Source organism: Glycomyces sp. NPDC050141 (assembly GCF_055586545.1).
In genome coordinates this window covers 96,379-112,413 of sequence record NZ_JBVJHZ010000015.1, presented here as the reverse complement: position 1 = coordinate 112,413, position 16,035 = coordinate 96,379, and the positions used below count along the sequence as shown (strand labels likewise).

Sequence of the window (16,035 nt, the reverse complement as noted above, 5' to 3'; positions counted from 1 at the left end):
TTCTTCCCTCCCCCCCCCCTTAGGGAGAAAAGGACCCTAGCGGAAGTCTGGGGCTAGCCTCCCCCGAGGAGAAGGGGGAGGGGTCGCACCAAAGGGACTGCCCCCCCCCCCCCCCCCTCCCCCCCCCCCCCGGGACTGGTCAGGAAAGGATGGGGTCGAGGGCTTCGAACCAGTTGGCGGCGAGTTTGACGTAGCCGTCCTCGTCGGGGTGGACCCCGTCGTAGGTGTCGACGGTGGTGTCGAAGCCGGTCCACTGGTCGACCACGATCACCGGCGAGGCGGTGGTGGTCTGCCCGGCGGCCCAGGCGGGGATGGCGGCGTTGAAGTCGATCGCGCGCTGCGGACAGGCGTCGCAGTCCGCGGGTTCGAGCGGGATGATCTGGGCGACGAGGATGACCGCATCGGGGTTGAGTTCGCGCAGGTCGGCGACGATCTGGGTGTAGGCCGCGAGGATCTGGGCCGGCGGGATCGAGGACCAGACGTCGTTGGTCGCGAAGTGCATCATGAGCACGTCCGGGGTGTTCAGCTCCAGCCAGGAGCGGACGTTGCCGTTGGCGACGGACTGGGTGACCTGGAAGCCGCCGTGGCCTTCGTGGTCGGGGTCCGAGCCGGTCGGGTTGCAGGCCTGGGAGAGGGAGCCGACGAAGTCGACTTCGTGGCCGGCCTGGTCGAGGAGGTCCCAGAGGTTGCCGCGCCAGCAGCCGGGGCTGCCGGTGATGGAGTCGCCGAGGGGCATGATCTTGACGGCCTCGCCGGGCGGTTCCTGGGTGGGGGTCGCGGTGGGGCTGGTGGGCGGGTTGGTGGGGTCGACCTGGCCGTCGCAGAGGTCGCCGTTGATCCTGATGTTCTGCGGGGCGGCGGTGCTGCCGGAGCCGATGAAGCCGAAGACCTCGCGGGTCTGGCCGGAGGCGACGGCGGCGTTCCAGCCGACGTCGGCGCCGGTGAAGGCGGTGCCGGACTGGGTCCAGCCGACGTTCCATGCGCTGGTGACCTGGGTTCCTGCCGGGAAGTCCCAGGTGAGGTCCCAGCCGTTGACGGGCTCGGCGGCGGTGATGGAGACATTGGCCTGGAAGCCGCTGCCCCAGCTGCTGACCACGTTGTACTGGACTTCGCAGCCGTCTTCGGCTTGGGCTTGGTTGGCGGTCGCGATCGTCAGCGCTCCCGCGCTGAGGGCCGCGACCGCGGCGGTGGTGAGGGCCAGCCGCCTGTTTCGAGTGCTTCGCATATCGCAACGTCCTTTCGGGAGCGCTCCCGATGAGCGTAGCGATATTTTATTTACGTAGTCAAGTATATGGATCTAGTCGGCGCGCGGCCTCGGCTCTTCGGCCCGGCCCGCCCACCAGCCGATGGCGTGGCGGATGTGCTGGCGCATCAGGGTTTCGGCGGCGTCGGCGTCCCCTGCGGCGAGGTGGTCGAGGAGGCGGTGGTGCTCGTCGGCGGAGGTGTGGAGGCGGCTGGACTCGACCATCGAGACGAGACCGACGAGGCGGGTGCGCTCGCGGAGGTCCGCGATGGTCTCCACGAGGACGTCGTTGCCGAGCAGCGCGGTGAGTTCGAGGTGGAACCGCTGGTCGGCGAGGAGGTAGGCGGGCAGGTCCCCGGTGCGGGCACCTTCGACGATCGCGTCAGCCTGGGCCCGGAAGTCCGCGAGGCGGTCGGCCGGGAAGGCCCCGGCGAGGCGGGCCATCGCTGGCGGTTCGAGGAGCAGCCGGATCTCGACGAGGTCCTGGAGGAGCTCGTCGCTCACTGCGGTGACGCGGAAGCCCTTGTTGCGCACCGTCTCCACGAAGCCGCGCTTCTCCAGGTCGAGCATCGCCTCCCGGACCGGGGTCGCCGAGACCGCGAACCGCTCGGCCGTTCGCGGGACGGTGAGCAGCGTGCCGGGCGCGAGTTCGCCGGAGATGATCGCGAGCGAGAGCATCCGGCCCACGCGCACGCGCAGGCTCTCGCCGGGTTCGAGGCGGCGGTCCCTCATCGCGGGCCGTCCTTCCCGGGGATCACGAGGCGCCTGCGCGGTTCCTCGTTGCCCGCGCGGTCGGTCGCGGCGTACTCGATGACCTGCGGTTCGGGGCCGATCGCGCGCACGAACGCCTCTTGGAAGGTGCCCCAGAACGTGCCCGGGCCCTCCCACTGAATCCGTTCGACGCCCGAGACCCCGTCGTCCGCGTGGAGGGTGATCTCCCAGCTCGACCCGAGTTCCTTCACAGTGGCGCGGGAGACCGGCGGGGCCGTGTCGATGCTGAGTTCGCGGCCGGTGGTCGCGAAGGTGCCGTCGCTGCCGTGGGCCCGGGCCTCGATGTACTGCACCCCTTCGGTTTCGATGGTGACGGGCGCGGTGTAGGGCTGCCAGTCGCCTGCGCCGATGCGGAGTTCGAGGTGCACGGCCGCGTCTTCGAGCGTGCGGAGGCGGACCTTTGGCGCGGTCGTGTACCAGCCGGACGGGGCCGGTTCGCCCAGGATCTCGATCGCGACGGGCGTGGCGGCGCTGAGGGCGATCTCGGGTTCGCGGGTGCGGACGTACATGTGGTACTTCGTGTCCAGGCCCGACCAGCACGGCTCGAACTCGGTGCCGTCGAGGACCACGGTGCCGTTCGCGGCGAGGTCGGCGAGCAGTCCGGCCGTGTCGTTGATCGACTCTGGGTCGAACGGGAGCGCCGTTGTCAGCTCCGAGCGGGCGAGGAGGAGGGTCGGGCCGAGGAAGAGCGCGCGCTGGCGCGAGTCGTCGACCGCCGGTTCGGCGCGGAGCCGCACCGGGGTGGTGAGGTGGAGGACGTCGCCGGATTTCCAGGCGCGGGTGACGCTCGCGTACTCCCCCGGGACGAGGTCCGCGCTGACGGCTCTGCCGTTGAGGCGCAGTTCGCGATCGCCTGCGGCCCATGAGGGGACGCGGAGGTGGATCGTGCGCGGCTCGGTCGAGGCGCCCTCGAAGAGGAGCGTGAGGCCCTCCCCCAGCGGGTAGCCGGAGCGCAATCGGACGCTGAGCCCGGCCTCGGCCCAGTCGAGATCGGAGTCGAACGGCAGGTTCACGTAGAGGCCGTCGGGACCGTGGAAGTAGACCGTGTCCTGGTACTTGACGTGGTTCTCCAGGCCGGTGCCGCCGCAGCAGGTGCCGGTGTTGCCGTACTCGCGGAACGCGCCCGCGTGCACCGGGAACATGTACGTGACTTCGGGGCTGGTGTCGGACCTGACCGCGCGGCGCGAGCCGAGGACGTGGTTGAGGACCGTGCGCTCATAGTAGTCCATATAGGCCGGATCGAGAGTGTGCGCGAAGAGCCTGCGGGCGAGTTTCAGCAGGTTGTAGGCCGCGCAGGTCTCGGCGTTGCGGTGGCCCGTGTCCCCGGCCACGGTGCCCGGCGGGCCCCACAGCTCGCTCTCGCCGGTGCCGCCGTGCGCGTACATGCGGCCGGGCACGATCTGCGCCCAGATACCTTGCGCCGCTTCGAGGTAGCGGGCCTCACCGGTCTGCTCATATTCATCGACGTAGCCGATGAGCTGCGGCAGGTGCTGGTTGGCGTGCATGTCCGTGAGGATGTCGGTGCCCGAGGCGCCCGCTTCGAGGACGTTCTCCTGGTCGAAGAACGCGGCGGTCTCCAGGAACAGCGGCACGCGGGCCACTGCCGCGAGGCGGGCCATGGTCTCGTTCATGCCGCCGAACTCCCCCGCGATGTACAGCGACCACATGCGCTGGCGGCGTTCGGGTTCGAGGCGCACCAGGCGCTGGTGGACCCAGTGGCCCATCGCGATGGCGATGGGGAGCGCCTGCTTGTTGCCGGTGTGCTCGTGGGCGTCCAGCAGCCCGGCCATGAGCTTGTGGCAGGTGTAGTAGGGCGCCCAGATCTCGCCGTAGGGTGCGTACTCCTCCAGGCGGGAGAACTGCCATTCGCCGTAGGCCGCAAGGAAACCCGGGTGGGAGTAACGGCCCGTGGAGGCCAGCGCGGCCTGGACTTCGCCCAGGCCCATGACGAAGCCGTCCACTTTGGCTTTCAGGACCGGGTCGCGTTCGCCTGCGGCCGCGAGGGCGAGCATGGAGAGGAAGTGCCCGGCGTAGTGGCCGCGCAGGAGGTTCGCGGTGGGGGCGTGCTCGCGGCCGGGGTAGTCGGCCTCGCCCCAGGCCTCTTCGTCCGGGTGGCCGAAGTCCTCCCAGTTGCCGGGGGGTTCGGCGCCGCGCGTGTCGAGTCCGGCGTTGCGGCGGAAGACGGCGAGGAGGCGGTCGACGGGGTAGACGCGGGCGAGGTGCAGCATCTCGTCGCGGGCGCGGGCGAAGACGCTCGCGTCGCCGATGCGGACCGCGCCGAGCGGGAAGGGCCGCAGGGCGGGTGCGGTCATGGGGTTTCCTGCAGGCGGGCCTGCGTCCAGGCTTCGACGCCCGCGGCGTCGATGGGGAGGGCGCCGGAGAGGACTTCGGCGCCGTCGGCGGTGACGAGGAGGTCGTCTTCGAGGCGCACGCCGATGCCGCGCAGTTCGGGCGGGACCGTGAGGTCGTTGGCGTGGAAGTAGAGGCCGGGTTCGACGGTCATGACGACGCCGGGTTCGAGGGGCGCTCCCGCGTACTCCTCGTATTCGGCGTGGCCGCAGTCGTGGACGTCGAGGCCGAGGTGGTGGCCGATGCCGCACGCGAGGTAGCGGCGGAACTGCTGGCCCTGCGGGGAGAGCGCTTCGTCGACGGAGACCTGGAGGAGGCCCCAGTCGTGGAGGCCCTGGGCGATGACCTCCATTGCGGCGTAGTGGAAGTCGAGGTATTCGACGCCGGGGCGGATCTGGGCCATGCCGGCGCGGTGGGCCTGCTCTACGAGGTCGTGGACTTCGCGCTGCTGGTCGCTGAAGGTGCCGCTGGCGGGGAGGGTGCGGGTGACGTCGGCGGTGTAGAGGCTCTTGGCCTCGACGCCCATGTCGAGGAGCAGGGTGGCGTCGGGGAGGACGGGTCCGTCGCAGCGGGTCCAGTGGAGGATGGGGGCGTTGCGGCCGGAGCCGACGATGGTGGTGTAGCCGACCCCGTTGCCGTGGGTGCGGGCGTGGCGGTCGAAGGTGCCTTGGAGCCAGCGCTCGCCGAGGCCTTCGCTGACGGCGCGCGGGATCTCGCGGGCGACGGCGGCGAAGCCGGTGACGGTGGTGTCGACGGCGAGGCGCATCTGGCCGATCTCCCACGCGTCCTTGACCATGCGGAGGACGGAGAGGTGCCGGTCGAGGTCTTTGGAAGGTTCGAGGCCGTGTTCGGTGGTGAAGGCCGGGTCGGCGGTCTGGATCGTCAACGCGCCCTTGACGTCCAGGTCGGCGAGGGTGTTGAGGGGCTGGACGTCGACCTGGAGGGCTTCGGCCCAGGCCTCCAGGCCGGGTGAGGCGCCGACCCAGAGCTCGCCGTGGTTCATGTCGCGGAAGAACCCGTTCTCGCCGGGGCGGAAGGGCGGCGGGAGATAGAGGCGGGCGTCGTGGCCGCCGGGGCGCGGGGTCATGACGAGGACGGCGTCCTCGGCCTGGCATCCGGTGAGCCACACGAAGTCGCTGTCGGGCCGGAAGGCGTACTCGTTGTCGTCGTTGCGGGTCGGCGCGGTGCCGGAGTGGACCGCTATGGACTCGCCGGGGAGGCGTTCGCTGAGGCGGCGCCGGTGGTCGGCGGCGGCCTCGGCGGCGCCCGCGACGGGGTTCGCGGGGACGGGGGTGGTGTCCCAGCCGGTGGCGATGAAGTCGGTGAACGCCTTGATCTCGGCGATCCTGGGGCTGCGGGTGCCCGCGTGGGGCGGCCTTGCTTCGGTCATCGCTGTTCTCCTCCTCGGTCGCGCACCAGTTCGCGCAGGCGGGCGAAGACCCGCTCGGCGCCGATGCCGTCGTGTTCGTATTCGTTGGTGACCCAGGCCTGGGCGTTGCCGAGGCCGCGCAGGGTGTCGAGTTGCAGTCCGGAGTCGACGAACATGTCGTCGAAGTAGACGGCCGCCGCGACCGGGACGGTGTTGGCGGCGAGGCGTTCGGGGTCCAGGACCGGGCTCCACTCCTCGCGGGCGGCGAGGGCGTGGACGGCGGGTGCGAAGCCCTTGAGGAGCCGGACCTCCTCGAACATCCACGGGAAGGCCATCTCGCCGGTGAACGGGAGGGGCCTGCGGCCCTCGTCGAACTCAGGGCGGCGATCGCGTTCGCGCTGGGCGGCCCAGGCGGTGGGGCCGTTGGGGCCGTCGCCGTAGATGGACTCCTGGAGGGTCCAGAAGAGCGGGTTCCCGGCGGAGGAGGTGCGGGCGAGGACGCCTGCGAGGAAGCCTTCGGAGAGGCGGTCGCCCCTGATGAAGGCGTCTTCGACGAGCCAGTGCATGCGTTCGAAGCCGGGTTTCATGCCGAAGTCGATGCCGAGGGACTGGAAGCGGCGCACGGTGAGCACGTCGCCGTCCGGGAGCAGGACGGGATCTGCCGCAAGGCGGTCGGCGATCCTCGCGACCTGGTCGACGTCGTGCGGGTAGCGGCGGTAGTACTCGGCGGTCTTGGCGGCGACGCGGTCGAAGGTGCGGCGGTAGACCTCGTCGGCGCTCATCGGGTTGCCGGGGATGCCGCCGCACACGTACGCGGCGGCGAGGGCCTCGGGCGCGTGCGAGAGGTAGGCGAGGGTGAGCCAGCCGCCGTAGCTCTGCGCGAGGGTGGCCCATTTCCGTCCGTTGTAGACGGCAGTGCGGACGTGTTCGAGGTCGCGGACGATCGAGTCGGCCCTGAAGTGCGCCAGGTAGTCCGCACCAGACTCGGCGTCCATTTCGGAGAGGATCTGGGCGTCGAGCGGGGTGCTGCGGCCGGTGCCGCGCTGGTCGACGAGGACGATCCGGTAGTCCTGCAGCGCCTCCTTGATCCAGCCGCCCGGTTCGAGCGGGCGGGGGTTCGACCCGCCGGGGCCGCCCTGGAGGTAGGTGAGGAGCGGGAGGTCGTCGCCGCGCCTGTCGGGGTCGACGAGCTCGCGCACGAAGACCTCGATCGCGCCCGACTCGGGGCGCCACCAGTCGAGCGGGACTGGGACGTACTGCTCGCGCACCCAGATCCCCGGCAGCTGGTACTCGCTCATAGTGCGGCATCCTCTCGTTCGCGGCGGGCCGCTTCGTTCCGCCTCCGTGCGGCGTCCCATTCTGGCCGGATGCGCGGCACGGCCGCGAGGAGCTTGCGGGTGTAGGCGTCCTGCGGCGTGTCGAACACGGCGTCGCGGTCGCCGGACTCGACGATACGGCCGCCGTTCATCACCGCCACGCGCGTCGCGATCTGCCGCACCACCGCGAGGTCGTGCGCGATGAACAGGTAGCTGAACCCCTCCTCGTCCTGGAGGCGGCGCAGCAGGTTGATGACCTGCGCCTGCACCGAGACGTCGAGGGCCGAGACCGCCTCGTCGGCGATGATCAGCTTGGGCGAGACCGCCAGCGCGCGGGCGATGCCGATCCGCTGGGCCTGCCCGCCCGAGAACTGGGCGGGGAAGCGGGTCGCGTGGTCGGGGTCGAGGCCGACGCGTTCGAGCAGCGCGCCGGTGAAGACGCGCGCGCCCCCGGGGATCGGGCGGCGCTGGTAGGCGAGCGGCGCGGTGACGATCCGCTCCACGGTGTGCTTGGGGTTCAGCGACGAGTACGGGTCCTGGAAGACCATCTGCACTTCACTGCGGAAGGCGTGCAGGGACTTCCCGGCGAGCGTGTGGACCTCGCGGCCGTCGAACTCGATCGTCCCGCTCGTGGTGTCGATGAGCCTCGCGATGAGGCGCGCGGTGGTGGATTTTCCTGAGCCGGATTCGCCGACGAGCGCCAGGGTCTCGCCTTTGCGCACCTCGAGCGAGACGTCGTCGACGGCGCGGAACTTCGCGGCGCGGCCCAGGAGGCCGCCGCCGGAGACGGTGAACTCCTTGACCAGGTTCCGGGCGCGCAGCAGGGGTTCGCCGGTCATCGGGCCTCCTCGGTGTGCGGCATGGTGCGGAGCAGCCCGATCTCGTCGTCGATGCGGGGCACCGCGTCGAGCAGCATCCGGGTGTAGGGGGCCTGCGGGTCGGTGAAGATCCGCTCGGCCGGGCCCTGCTCGACGAGGTCGCCGTCGCGCATGACGACGATGTGGTCGGTGACCTCGCTGACGACGGCGAGGTCGTGGGTGATGAGGATGAGCCCGGCGCCGGTGTCGGCGCGGATCTCGGCCAGGAGGTCGAGGATCTGGGCCTGCACGGTCACGTCGAGGGCAGTGGTGGGCTCGTCGGCGATGATGAGTTCGGGGTCCATGCTGAGCGTCATCGCGATCATGACGCGCTGGCGCATGCCGCCGGAGAACTGGTGCGGGTAGTGGTCGACGCGTTTCGCGGCGTCGCTGATGTGGACGCGCTCCATCGCCTCGATCGCGACGGTGCGGGCCTGGCGGCGGGTCACGCCGGAGCGGTGCGAGCGGTAGGCCTCGCTGATCTGCGTCCCCACGGTGTAGTACGGGTTGAGCGAGGACAGCGGGTCCTGGAAGATCATCGCGATCCGGTCGCCGCGGACGGAGCGCATCGCGCGCTCGGCCAGCATCGTCAGTTCGGTGCCGTCGAACTCGATGGAGCCGGTGCGCTTGGCGCCCTTGGGGAGCAGCCCCAGGATGGCGAGGCTGGTCATGGACTTGCCGGAGCCGGACTCGCCGACGATGCCGAGCGCGCCGCCTCTGGCGAGGTCGAAGTCGAGGTTCTTGACGACGTCGTTCGGACCGAAGCCGACGGTGAGGCCGCGGACGCGCAGCAGGGTGTCTGAAGTGGTCATGCGGAGCTCCCTACTCGCACTCGCGGGTCGATGGCGGTGTAGAGCAGGTCGACGACCATGTTGCCGACGACGACCAGGAAGGCCGCGAGCAGCGTGACGCCCATGATGACCGGCTGGTCGTTCTTGGTGATCGAGTCGGCGGCCATCTTGCCGATGCCGTTGAGCCCGAACACGGTCTCGGTGATGAGGGCGCCGCCGAGGAGCCCGGCGAAGTCCATGCCGAAGATCGTGACGATCGGCGTGAGCGCCGGGCGCAGGGCGTGCCGCCGCCATATGAGTCCGGGGCTGAGCCCCTTGGCGCGGGCGGTGCGCACGTAGTTCTCCTGCAGCGTCTCGATGACGTTCGCGCGCGTGAGTCTGGTGTAGACGGCCGCCATGCCGATGGCGAGCACGATCCAGGGCATCAGGAAGTTCTGGAACCACTGGAGCGGGTCCTCGGTGAACGCGACGGCGTGCGGGAACGGCAGCCAGCCGAGCGTCACGACGAGGAGGAACTGGAGCGAGAGCGCCAGCACGTAGTTGGGGATCGACATGCCGGTGAGCGTCAGGCCCGCGATGAAGCGGTCGGCGAACTTGCCTTCCTTCACGGCGCTGAGCAGGCCTCCGGCGACGCCCGCGAGGAGCCAGAGCACGGCGGCCCCGACGGCGACGGTGGCGGAGACGGGCAGGCGCTGCACGATCATGTCCGTCACGGCCTGGCTCGACTGGAACGAGTAGCCCAGGCACGGTGCGGCGCAGTCGATCGCGTTCGGTCCCGTCCCGTACGTGCGGCCCGCGAAGAGCGCGGTCAGGAACGTCCAGAACTGGGTCCAGAACGGCTGGTCGATGCCGATGTTCGCGCGGATCTGGTCGATCGCCTCGGGCGTGCAGTTCTTGCCGCAGATCTGCACCGCCGGGTCGGGCGAAAGCACGAAGAAGATGACGAAGGTGAACAGGCACACCAGGAACAGCACGACGACCATGCCGAGCACGCGGTTGGCGACGAAGCGGATCATGCGGCCCCCTCCCCGAGGAGTTTGCGGATGCGGTCGCCCAGCACCGTGAACGAGAGCACGAGCAGGAACAGGAAGGCCCCCGGGATGAGGAAGTACGCCGGGTCGACCGCGTACCAGGGCACGGAACTGGCGATCATCTGGCCCCACGACGGGGTCGGCGGGACGACGCCGACGCCGAGGAACGACAGGCCGGCCTCGGTGCCCACATAGCCGGGCACGGCGAGCGTGGTCATGACGATGATGGTGGAGGCGAGGTTCGGCAGGATCTCCTTGAAGATGATCTGCGCGCTGGTCGCACCGGAGGCCTTCGCGGCCTCCACGAACTCCCTTTCCTTGAGCGACATGGTCTGCCCGCGCACGATGCGCGCCAGGTACGGCCAGCCGAAGAACGAGATCACCAGGACCAGCAGGAACTGGCGGTTCTCGGCGGGCAGGGCCGAGAGCACGGCGATCATGAAGATGAGCGCCGGGAAGGCCATCAGGAACTCCATGACGCGCGAGACCACCATGTCGACGCGGCCGCCGAAGTAACCGGCGATGAGCCCGAAGACCACGCCGAGGAAAGTGGTCAAGAGCGTCGCAGAGATCGCGATGAGCATGGAGACCCTGGCGCCGTAGACGATCCGGGCGAAGATGTCGCGCCCGTTCCCCGGCTCGACGCCGAACCAGTGGTCGGCGCCCATGCCGCCCGCGGTCCCGAGCGGGATGCCGCCCAGGTTCGGGTCGACGGCGGCCTGGTCGAATTCGAGCGGGCCGTACCCGCTGATCTTCACCAGCAGCGGCGCGGCGACCGCCATCAGGATGATCAGCAGGATGTAGACGGCGCAGGCGACGGCCGCCTTGTCGCGGAGGAAGGCGCGGGCGATGTTCCGCCCGGAGGCGGGCGGCGCCGCGCTGCCCTGCAGCGCTTCACCGCCCGCCGCGCCTTCGGCTTCGAGTTCGCTCGGAGCGAAGGACATCGGAGATCAGCCTCGCGACGGGTCGCTCAGGCCGATGATCGTCAAGTCGGTCATGCTCGTGTTCGGGATGTACCCGGCGATGTTCTCGCCCGGCAGGAACACGCTCGGCTCCTGCAGCAGCGGGACCATCGGCGCGTGCGCCATGACCTCCTCGTCGAAGTTCCCCCACTCGACGTTGGCCGCCGCGAGGTCGGTCATCGCGCGGATCTCGTCGATCCTGGCGTTGATGGCGGGGTCGTCGAACATCCCGATGTTGGTGTTGCCCTTCTCGGTGATGACGCGGCCGTCCACGAGCGGCGGCACCATGGTGCTGGAGCTGGAGGCCCAGTCCGGGCACCAGCCGGTGATCGCGGCGTCGCTCATCTGCGAGGGCGTGCCGATCGTCTCGTAGTAGGTCGAGACGTCGATGACGTTCAGGGTCACGTCCACATTGATCTTGGCCAGCGCCTGCTGGATGGACTCGGCCTGCGCCTGCATGATCGGGTTCGAGCGGATGTCGAGGGTGAACGAGAAGCCGTCGCCCAGGCCCACCGATTCGAGCAGGGCCTTGGCCTGCTCGGGGTCGCCGTTGTTGCCTTCGCTCGGGTAGAGGTCGAAGTCCTTGTGACCGTTCACCGCATTGGGGATGATCGTGGTGGCCGGGAGGGCGAGCTGGGTGCCGCCCGAGGCGGTCTGGAGCGAGGTGCGGTCGACGGCGTAGTTCATCGCCTGGCGCACTTCGAGCTTGTCGAACGGGGCCTCGCTCGTGTCCATGCCCATGTAGGTCACGCAGTAGGCCTCGGCGCTGATGACGCGGTCCTGGAGGTCGGGGCTCTGGAGGCGCGCCAGGGTGGCGGGCTGGATCTTGCCGGAGATCGCGTTCACGTCAGAGCCCTGACCGGCGAGGAGGCGCTCGTCGATCGTGGCCCCTTCGAGGCCGATCTCGAACTCCCACGCGTCCGGGTAGGCCTTGCGCACGTCGTCCGTGTCGGCGCTCCAGTGCTCGTTGCGCACCAGCTTGATCGAGCTGCCGGGCGTGTACGAGTCGAGGGTGTAAGGGCCGGAGGCGATCACGTCCTTGATGAACTCGTCGCCGGCGCCCGTGCCGACCGGGAACGGCACGGCGTTGACCTGGGCCACGACGTTGTCGAACTCGGGGAACGGGGCCTTGAGGTGGAAGACGATGGTCTTCTCGTCGGGCGTCTCGATGCCCGGGTGGTCGCCGGTCTGGTAGGGGCCCTTGTAGTCCTCGGGGGCCTCGACGGTGTTCTTGAGCCAGGGCGAGCCGATGCCGATCTCGGGGTCCCAGGCGCGGGAGATGCCGAACTCGAGCTCGGCGGAGGTGATGGGGTCGCCGTTGTCGAACTTCAGGCCCTCTTTGAGGGTGTAGGTCCAGGTGAGGCCGTCTTCCGATGCGGTGCCGAGGCTTTCGGCCATGTCGGGGACGACGGCGTTCGGGTCTTCGGCGTCGCCCGCGGCCTGCATGGTGAGGCCGCGGTAGATGAGGCGGTAGAAGGCGTTGACGCCGCCGTCCCAGCCGCGGGCCGGGTCGAGGTAGGAGAAGTCGGCGTTCTGGAGCATGTGGACGGTGCCGCCCTGCTGCGGCTCACCGCCCGGTCCGCTGCCGCCGCCACCGTCGTCGCCGCCGCCGGAACAGGCGGTGAGGAGCAGCGCCGCGGCTGCGAGGGCCGCCGCCGCGCGGGTCGCTTTTCTGATCATGGGGGGATTTCCTATCGCTAGTTCGCGCCGTAGGCCGCGTCAGCGGAGTGGGGGTGCGCGCCGTTGGAACCCTCTGACGACCGGCCCAGACTTCGGGATTCGCAGTAACATATCACATATCACATACCATTGGAATGGCGCGAGATTCCGATTTCATTAACCCGGTTAAGTACGGTACTGTGCCCCTCGACATGCCGAAACGCGCCGCGGCGCCATACGAACGACTTCCCAAGCGCCGCAAGCACTGTCCTCACATTGAAGGAACGACGTGAACCAAGGAACCTGGACCCTCCTGCGCCGCGACGGCGTAGCCCTCGTCCTCAAGGCCGCCGACGCGGGCCTCCCGGCCGTACTGCACTGGGGTGCCGACCTCGGCCCGCTCGAACCCGGGGACCTCGACGGGCTCGACCAAGTGACCGGCCGCCAGACCGCGCCCGGCACGCTCGACGCCGCATGGCGGCTCTCGTTGGCGCCGCAGGAATCCGAGGGCTGGTCGGGCCGCCCGGCGCTCCTCGCGACCCGCGACGGCCGACCGATCTTCCCGCGCTGGCAGGCCACGGTGGAGCAGCAGGGCGAAGCCACGGTTGCTATCACGGCCGTCGATCCCGAAGCGGGCCTGACGCTGCGGACCCGGCTGGAGATCGGCGCGGGCGGGCTCGTCCTGGTCGACCACGAGCTGCAGAACGACAGCGAAGGGGCCGTTGAGGTCTCGTGGCTGGAGGCGACGCTGCCGGTGCCGAAGGCCGCCGACCACCTCACGTCCTTCACCGGCCGCTGGGCCCGCGAGAAGGCACCCGTGACGATCGCGATCCCGCGCGGGTCCACGGTGCGCGAGTCGCGTCGCGGGCGCGGCGGCCACGACGCGCCGTGGGTCACTCTGGCCTCCAACGGGACCCCGCGCAACCGCACCGGCGACGTGTGGGCCGTGCACCTGGGCTGGAGCGCCGACGTGCGCCACCGCACCGACCGCCACACCGACCACGTGACACTCATCGGCGCCGGGGAGCTGCTGCGCCCCAGCGAGATCCGCCTGGAGAACGGCGAATCGTACGCCGCGCCGACCGCGTACTTCTCGTGGTCCGGCACCGGGCTCGACGGCATCGCCGACCGCTTCCACACGTGGATGCGCGCCCGCCCGCAGCACCCGCAATCCGCGCGGCCGCTGGTGCTCAACACCTGGGAGGCCGTGTACTTCGACCACGACCCGGCCCGGGTGGAGGCCTTGGCGCGCAAGGCGGCCGAGGTCGGCGTCGAGCGGTTCGTGCTCGACGACGGCTGGTTCATGGCGCGCAGGCACGACCGGGCCGGGCTCGGCGACTGGGAGGTCGACCCGGCGGTCTGGCCCGAGGGCCTGGAGCCGCTGACCGAGCTCGTCAGGTCCCTGGGGATGCAGTTCGGGCTGTGGTTCGAGCCCGAGATGGTCAACCTCGACTCGGATCTCGCACGCGCGCACCCGGACTGGCTGCTCGCCAGCGCCGAGTCCGTGCCGGCGCCCGAAGGGATCTCGTTCCGCACGCAGTACGTGGTGGACCTGGCGAACGATGCGGCATTCGAGCATGTGCGCGTGCAGATGTCCCACATCGTTGACCGGCTCGGGATCGCGTTCATCAAGTGGGACCACAACCGGGACCTGGTCGAGGCGGTGCACGAGGGGCGGCCGGGCACGCACCCGCAGACCCTCGCGGCCTACCGGCTCATCGACCGGTTGAAGGCGGACCACCCGGGCCTGGAGATCGAGTCGTGCTCCTCGGGCGGCGCCCGCACCGACCTGGGCATCCTTGCGCGGACCGACCGCGTGTGGGCCTCGGACTCGAACGATCCGGTCGAGCGCCAGGACATCCAGCGGTGGACCGAGCTCGTGCTGCCGCCGGAGATGATCGGCGCGCACGTGGGCCCCTCCCCCGCCCACTCCACCGGGCGGGCCACGGGGCTCGCCTACCGGATCGCGACCTCGCTGCAGGGTTCGGCCGGGTTCGAGTGGGACCTCCTGTCCTGCAATGAAGAAGAGACCGAGCAGATCAAGGCGTTCGGCGCGCTGTACAAGGAGCTGCGCGGGCTCCTGCACACCGGCAGTGTGGTCCACCCGGATGTCGTTGACCCGGCGCTGCGGGTGCGCGGCGTCGTCGCGGCCGACCGCTCCGAGGCGGTGTTCACCGTAGCGACCGTGGCGTCCCTCGAAGACGCACTGCCGCAACGGCTCCGGCTCGACGGACTCGACCCCGAGCGGCGGTACGCGCTGCGCGTGCGGGACGAGATCGGCGCGTCGAAGCACGGTTGGACGACCCCGCCGTGGCTGGGCAAGGACGAGGTCCGGGTCTCCGGCCGGGTGCTGACCGAGGTCGGCGTGCAGCTGCCGGGCCTGTGGCCGGTGCAGGCGGTCATGATCCATCTGACCGCCGAATGATGTAGCGGCGCAACACGATCCATGCGGGGTCGTCCGTCTCGGCGGGCGGCCCCGCGTTTTTCTTGGAACTGCCCTCTTGTAGATCGGTCTACATCATGTGTAGATTGATCTCCATCACTAGGACCAGGGGGTTCCCATGGCGGCGCAGAAGGCCGGATCGGTCACCATCGAGGACGTGGCCCGCGAGGCCGGGGTCTCGCGGGCGGCCGTCTCCAAGGTCATCCGCGACGCCTACGGGGTCAGCCCGGCCATGCGCGAGCGCGTGAACACGGCGATCGGGAAGCTCGGCTACCGGCCCAGCGTCTCGGCGAGGGGTATGCGCGGCAAGACGTTCACGCTCGGGATCGAGATCCCCGAGCTGTCGAACCCGTTCTTCCCGCTGCTGCTCGCGGGCGCCACGGCGGCCCTCTCCGGCTCGCCGTACCAGCTCATCATCGCCCCGGCCGACCCCGCGCACAGCGAGGGCTACCGGGCCATCCAGGCCCTCGTCGACCGGCAGGTGGACGGGGTCATCGCGGTCTCGCCGCTGGTCGAACCGGCCTGGCTGAGCGAGCTCTCGGCCACGGTGCCGGTGGTGATGCTCGGCCGCCACGACCGGGCCGAGGGGTACGACACCGTGGTGAGCGACGACGAGGCCGGGGCCCTCCAGGTCATGCGGCACCTCATCGGGCTCGGGCACCGCGACATCGCCCACCTCACCGGCGAACCGGAACGCACCAGGCCCGATTCCGGTGTGCCGCAGGCGATCCGCCTGGAGGCCTACCGGAAGGCGATGCAGGAGGCCGGACTCGGCGACCGCATCAGCATCGCGCGCGCCGCCGACGTCACCGCCGACGCGCACCGGACCGCCCTGCGGCTGCTCTCCGGCGCGGAGCGGCCCACGGCGGTCTTCGCCTGCCACGACGAACCGGCGCTCGGCGTCCTGCGCGCCGTCGCCGACGCGGGCCTCACCGCCGACGAGGTCTCCGTCGCCGGATACGACGGCATCGAGATCGCCGGCCACCCCGGCATCTCGCTCACCACCGTCCACCAGGACGGCGAGCGGATGGGCCGCCTCGCCGTCGAGCTCCTGCTCGAACGCATCGCCGGGCGCACCGAGGCGCGGCACGAAACGGTCCAGCCCGACCTCGTCGTCCGCTCCAGCACCCGGCCGCCGCGCCCGCGCGGCACCGCCACGCGCGTCGGCGCGCTCGGCGACCACTGAAAGCAAGCCCTACGAGCACAACCGCATACGCGATCCCTCACGAAATGAATCGTTCCAA

General features: G+C 70.3%; 12 protein-coding genes. 2 read left to right on the top strand and 10 right to left on the bottom strand.

Annotated features, from left to right (window positions below; translation table 11 throughout):
• Positions 1-139: 139 nt before the first annotated feature.
• The 10 genes from ACZ60M_RS11745 to ACZ60M_RS11700 all read right to left on the bottom strand — a co-directional run bounded on the left by ACZ60M_RS11745 (position 140) and on the right by ACZ60M_RS11700 (position 12,369).
• The gene (locus ACZ60M_RS11745) at positions 140-1,225 is read right to left on the bottom strand and encodes a cellulose binding domain-containing protein (RefSeq protein ID WP_465417221.1); all 1,086 of its coding nucleotides are present in this window, start codon (positions 1,223-1,225) and stop codon (positions 140-142) included.
• A gap of 72 nt (positions 1,226-1,297) precedes the next feature.
• Positions 1,298-1,975, bottom strand: a complete 678-nt coding sequence (locus tag ACZ60M_RS11740) for a GntR family transcriptional regulator (RefSeq protein ID WP_465417219.1) — start codon at positions 1,973-1,975, stop codon at positions 1,298-1,300.
• On the bottom strand, positions 1,972-4,326 hold the full coding sequence (locus ACZ60M_RS11735) for a glycoside hydrolase family 127 protein (protein WP_465417217.1): 2,355 nt from the start codon (positions 4,324-4,326) through the stop codon (positions 1,972-1,974). Before ACZ60M_RS11735 ends, ACZ60M_RS11740 begins: the two co-directional genes overlap by 4 nt.
• Positions 4,323-5,753, bottom strand: a complete 1,431-nt coding sequence (locus tag ACZ60M_RS11730) for an aminopeptidase P family protein (RefSeq protein WP_465417215.1) — start codon at positions 5,751-5,753, stop codon at positions 4,323-4,325. Before ACZ60M_RS11730 ends, ACZ60M_RS11735 begins: the two co-directional genes overlap by 4 nt.
• Complete coding sequence (locus ACZ60M_RS11725; protein ID WP_465417214.1) at positions 5,750-7,030, bottom strand: alpha/beta fold hydrolase; 1,281 nt, start codon at positions 7,028-7,030, stop codon at positions 5,750-5,752. Before ACZ60M_RS11725 ends, ACZ60M_RS11730 begins: the two co-directional genes overlap by 4 nt.
• On the bottom strand, positions 7,027-7,887 hold the full coding sequence (locus tag ACZ60M_RS11720) for an ATP-binding cassette domain-containing protein (RefSeq protein WP_465417213.1): 861 nt from the start codon (positions 7,885-7,887) through the stop codon (positions 7,027-7,029). Before ACZ60M_RS11720 ends, ACZ60M_RS11725 begins: the two co-directional genes overlap by 4 nt.
• Positions 7,884-8,717 (bottom strand): ABC transporter ATP-binding protein, encoded by an 834-nt coding sequence (locus ACZ60M_RS11715; RefSeq protein ID WP_465417211.1) that lies wholly within the window; start codon positions 8,715-8,717, stop codon positions 7,884-7,886. The genes ACZ60M_RS11720 and ACZ60M_RS11715 overlap by 4 nt, the downstream gene beginning before the upstream one ends.
• Entirely contained in the window at positions 8,714-9,712 is a 999-nt protein-coding gene (locus ACZ60M_RS11710) for an ABC transporter permease (protein ID WP_465417210.1), read from the bottom strand. Before ACZ60M_RS11710 ends, ACZ60M_RS11715 begins: the two co-directional genes overlap by 4 nt.
• Positions 9,709-10,671: an ABC transporter permease gene (locus ACZ60M_RS11705; protein WP_465417208.1), complete on the bottom strand. Its 963-nt coding sequence runs from the start codon at positions 10,669-10,671 to the stop codon at positions 9,709-9,711. Before ACZ60M_RS11705 ends, ACZ60M_RS11710 begins: the two co-directional genes overlap by 4 nt.
• Before the next feature lie 6 nt (positions 10,672-10,677).
• Positions 10,678-12,369, bottom strand: coding sequence for an ABC transporter substrate-binding protein (locus ACZ60M_RS11700; protein WP_465417206.1), 1,692 nt, complete (start codon positions 12,367-12,369; stop codon positions 10,678-10,680).
• Between the two features lie 268 nt (positions 12,370-12,637).
• Between ACZ60M_RS11700 and ACZ60M_RS11695 the strand changes: the two genes are divergently transcribed.
• Positions 12,638-14,773, top strand: a complete 2,136-nt coding sequence (locus ACZ60M_RS11695; RefSeq protein WP_465417204.1) for an alpha-galactosidase — start codon at positions 12,638-12,640, stop codon at positions 14,771-14,773.
• Positions 14,774-14,909: 136 nt separating this feature from the next.
• Positions 14,910-15,977, top strand: a complete 1,068-nt coding sequence (locus tag ACZ60M_RS11690) for a LacI family DNA-binding transcriptional regulator (protein ID WP_465417203.1) — start codon at positions 14,910-14,912, stop codon at positions 15,975-15,977.
• The last annotated feature ends 58 nt before the right edge of the window (positions 15,978-16,035 follow it).

Coding starts and splice junctions, on each gene's coding strand:
- ACZ60M_RS11725 (WP_465417214.1), bottom strand. CDS start 7,030: ATGAGCGAGTACCAGCTGCCGGGGATCTGGGTGCGCGAGCAGTACGTC.
- ACZ60M_RS11730 (WP_465417215.1), bottom strand. CDS start 5,753: ATGACCGAAGCAAGGCCGCCCCACGCGGGCACCCGCAGCCCCAGGATC.
- ACZ60M_RS11705 (WP_465417208.1), bottom strand. CDS start 10,671: ATGTCCTTCGCTCCGAGCGAACTCGAAGCCGAAGGCGCGGCGGGCGGT.
- ACZ60M_RS11740 (WP_465417219.1), bottom strand. CDS start 1,975: ATGAGGGACCGCCGCCTCGAACCCGGCGAGAGCCTGCGCGTGCGCGTG.
- ACZ60M_RS11690 (WP_465417203.1), top strand. CDS start 14,910: ATGGCGGCGCAGAAGGCCGGATCGGTCACCATCGAGGACGTGGCCCGC.
- ACZ60M_RS11715 (WP_465417211.1), bottom strand. CDS start 8,717: ATGACCACTTCAGACACCCTGCTGCGCGTCCGCGGCCTCACCGTCGGC.
- ACZ60M_RS11700 (WP_465417206.1), bottom strand. CDS start 12,369: ATGATCAGAAAAGCGACCCGCGCGGCGGCGGCCCTCGCAGCCGCGGCG.
- ACZ60M_RS11720 (WP_465417213.1), bottom strand. CDS start 7,887: ATGACCGGCGAACCCCTGCTGCGCGCCCGGAACCTGGTCAAGGAGTTC.
- ACZ60M_RS11745 (WP_465417221.1), bottom strand. CDS start 1,225: ATGCGAAGCACTCGAAACAGGCGGCTGGCCCTCACCACCGCCGCGGTC.
- ACZ60M_RS11710 (WP_465417210.1), bottom strand. CDS start 9,712: ATGATCCGCTTCGTCGCCAACCGCGTGCTCGGCATGGTCGTCGTGCTG.
- ACZ60M_RS11735 (WP_465417217.1), bottom strand. CDS start 4,326: ATGACCGCACCCGCCCTGCGGCCCTTCCCGCTCGGCGCGGTCCGCATC.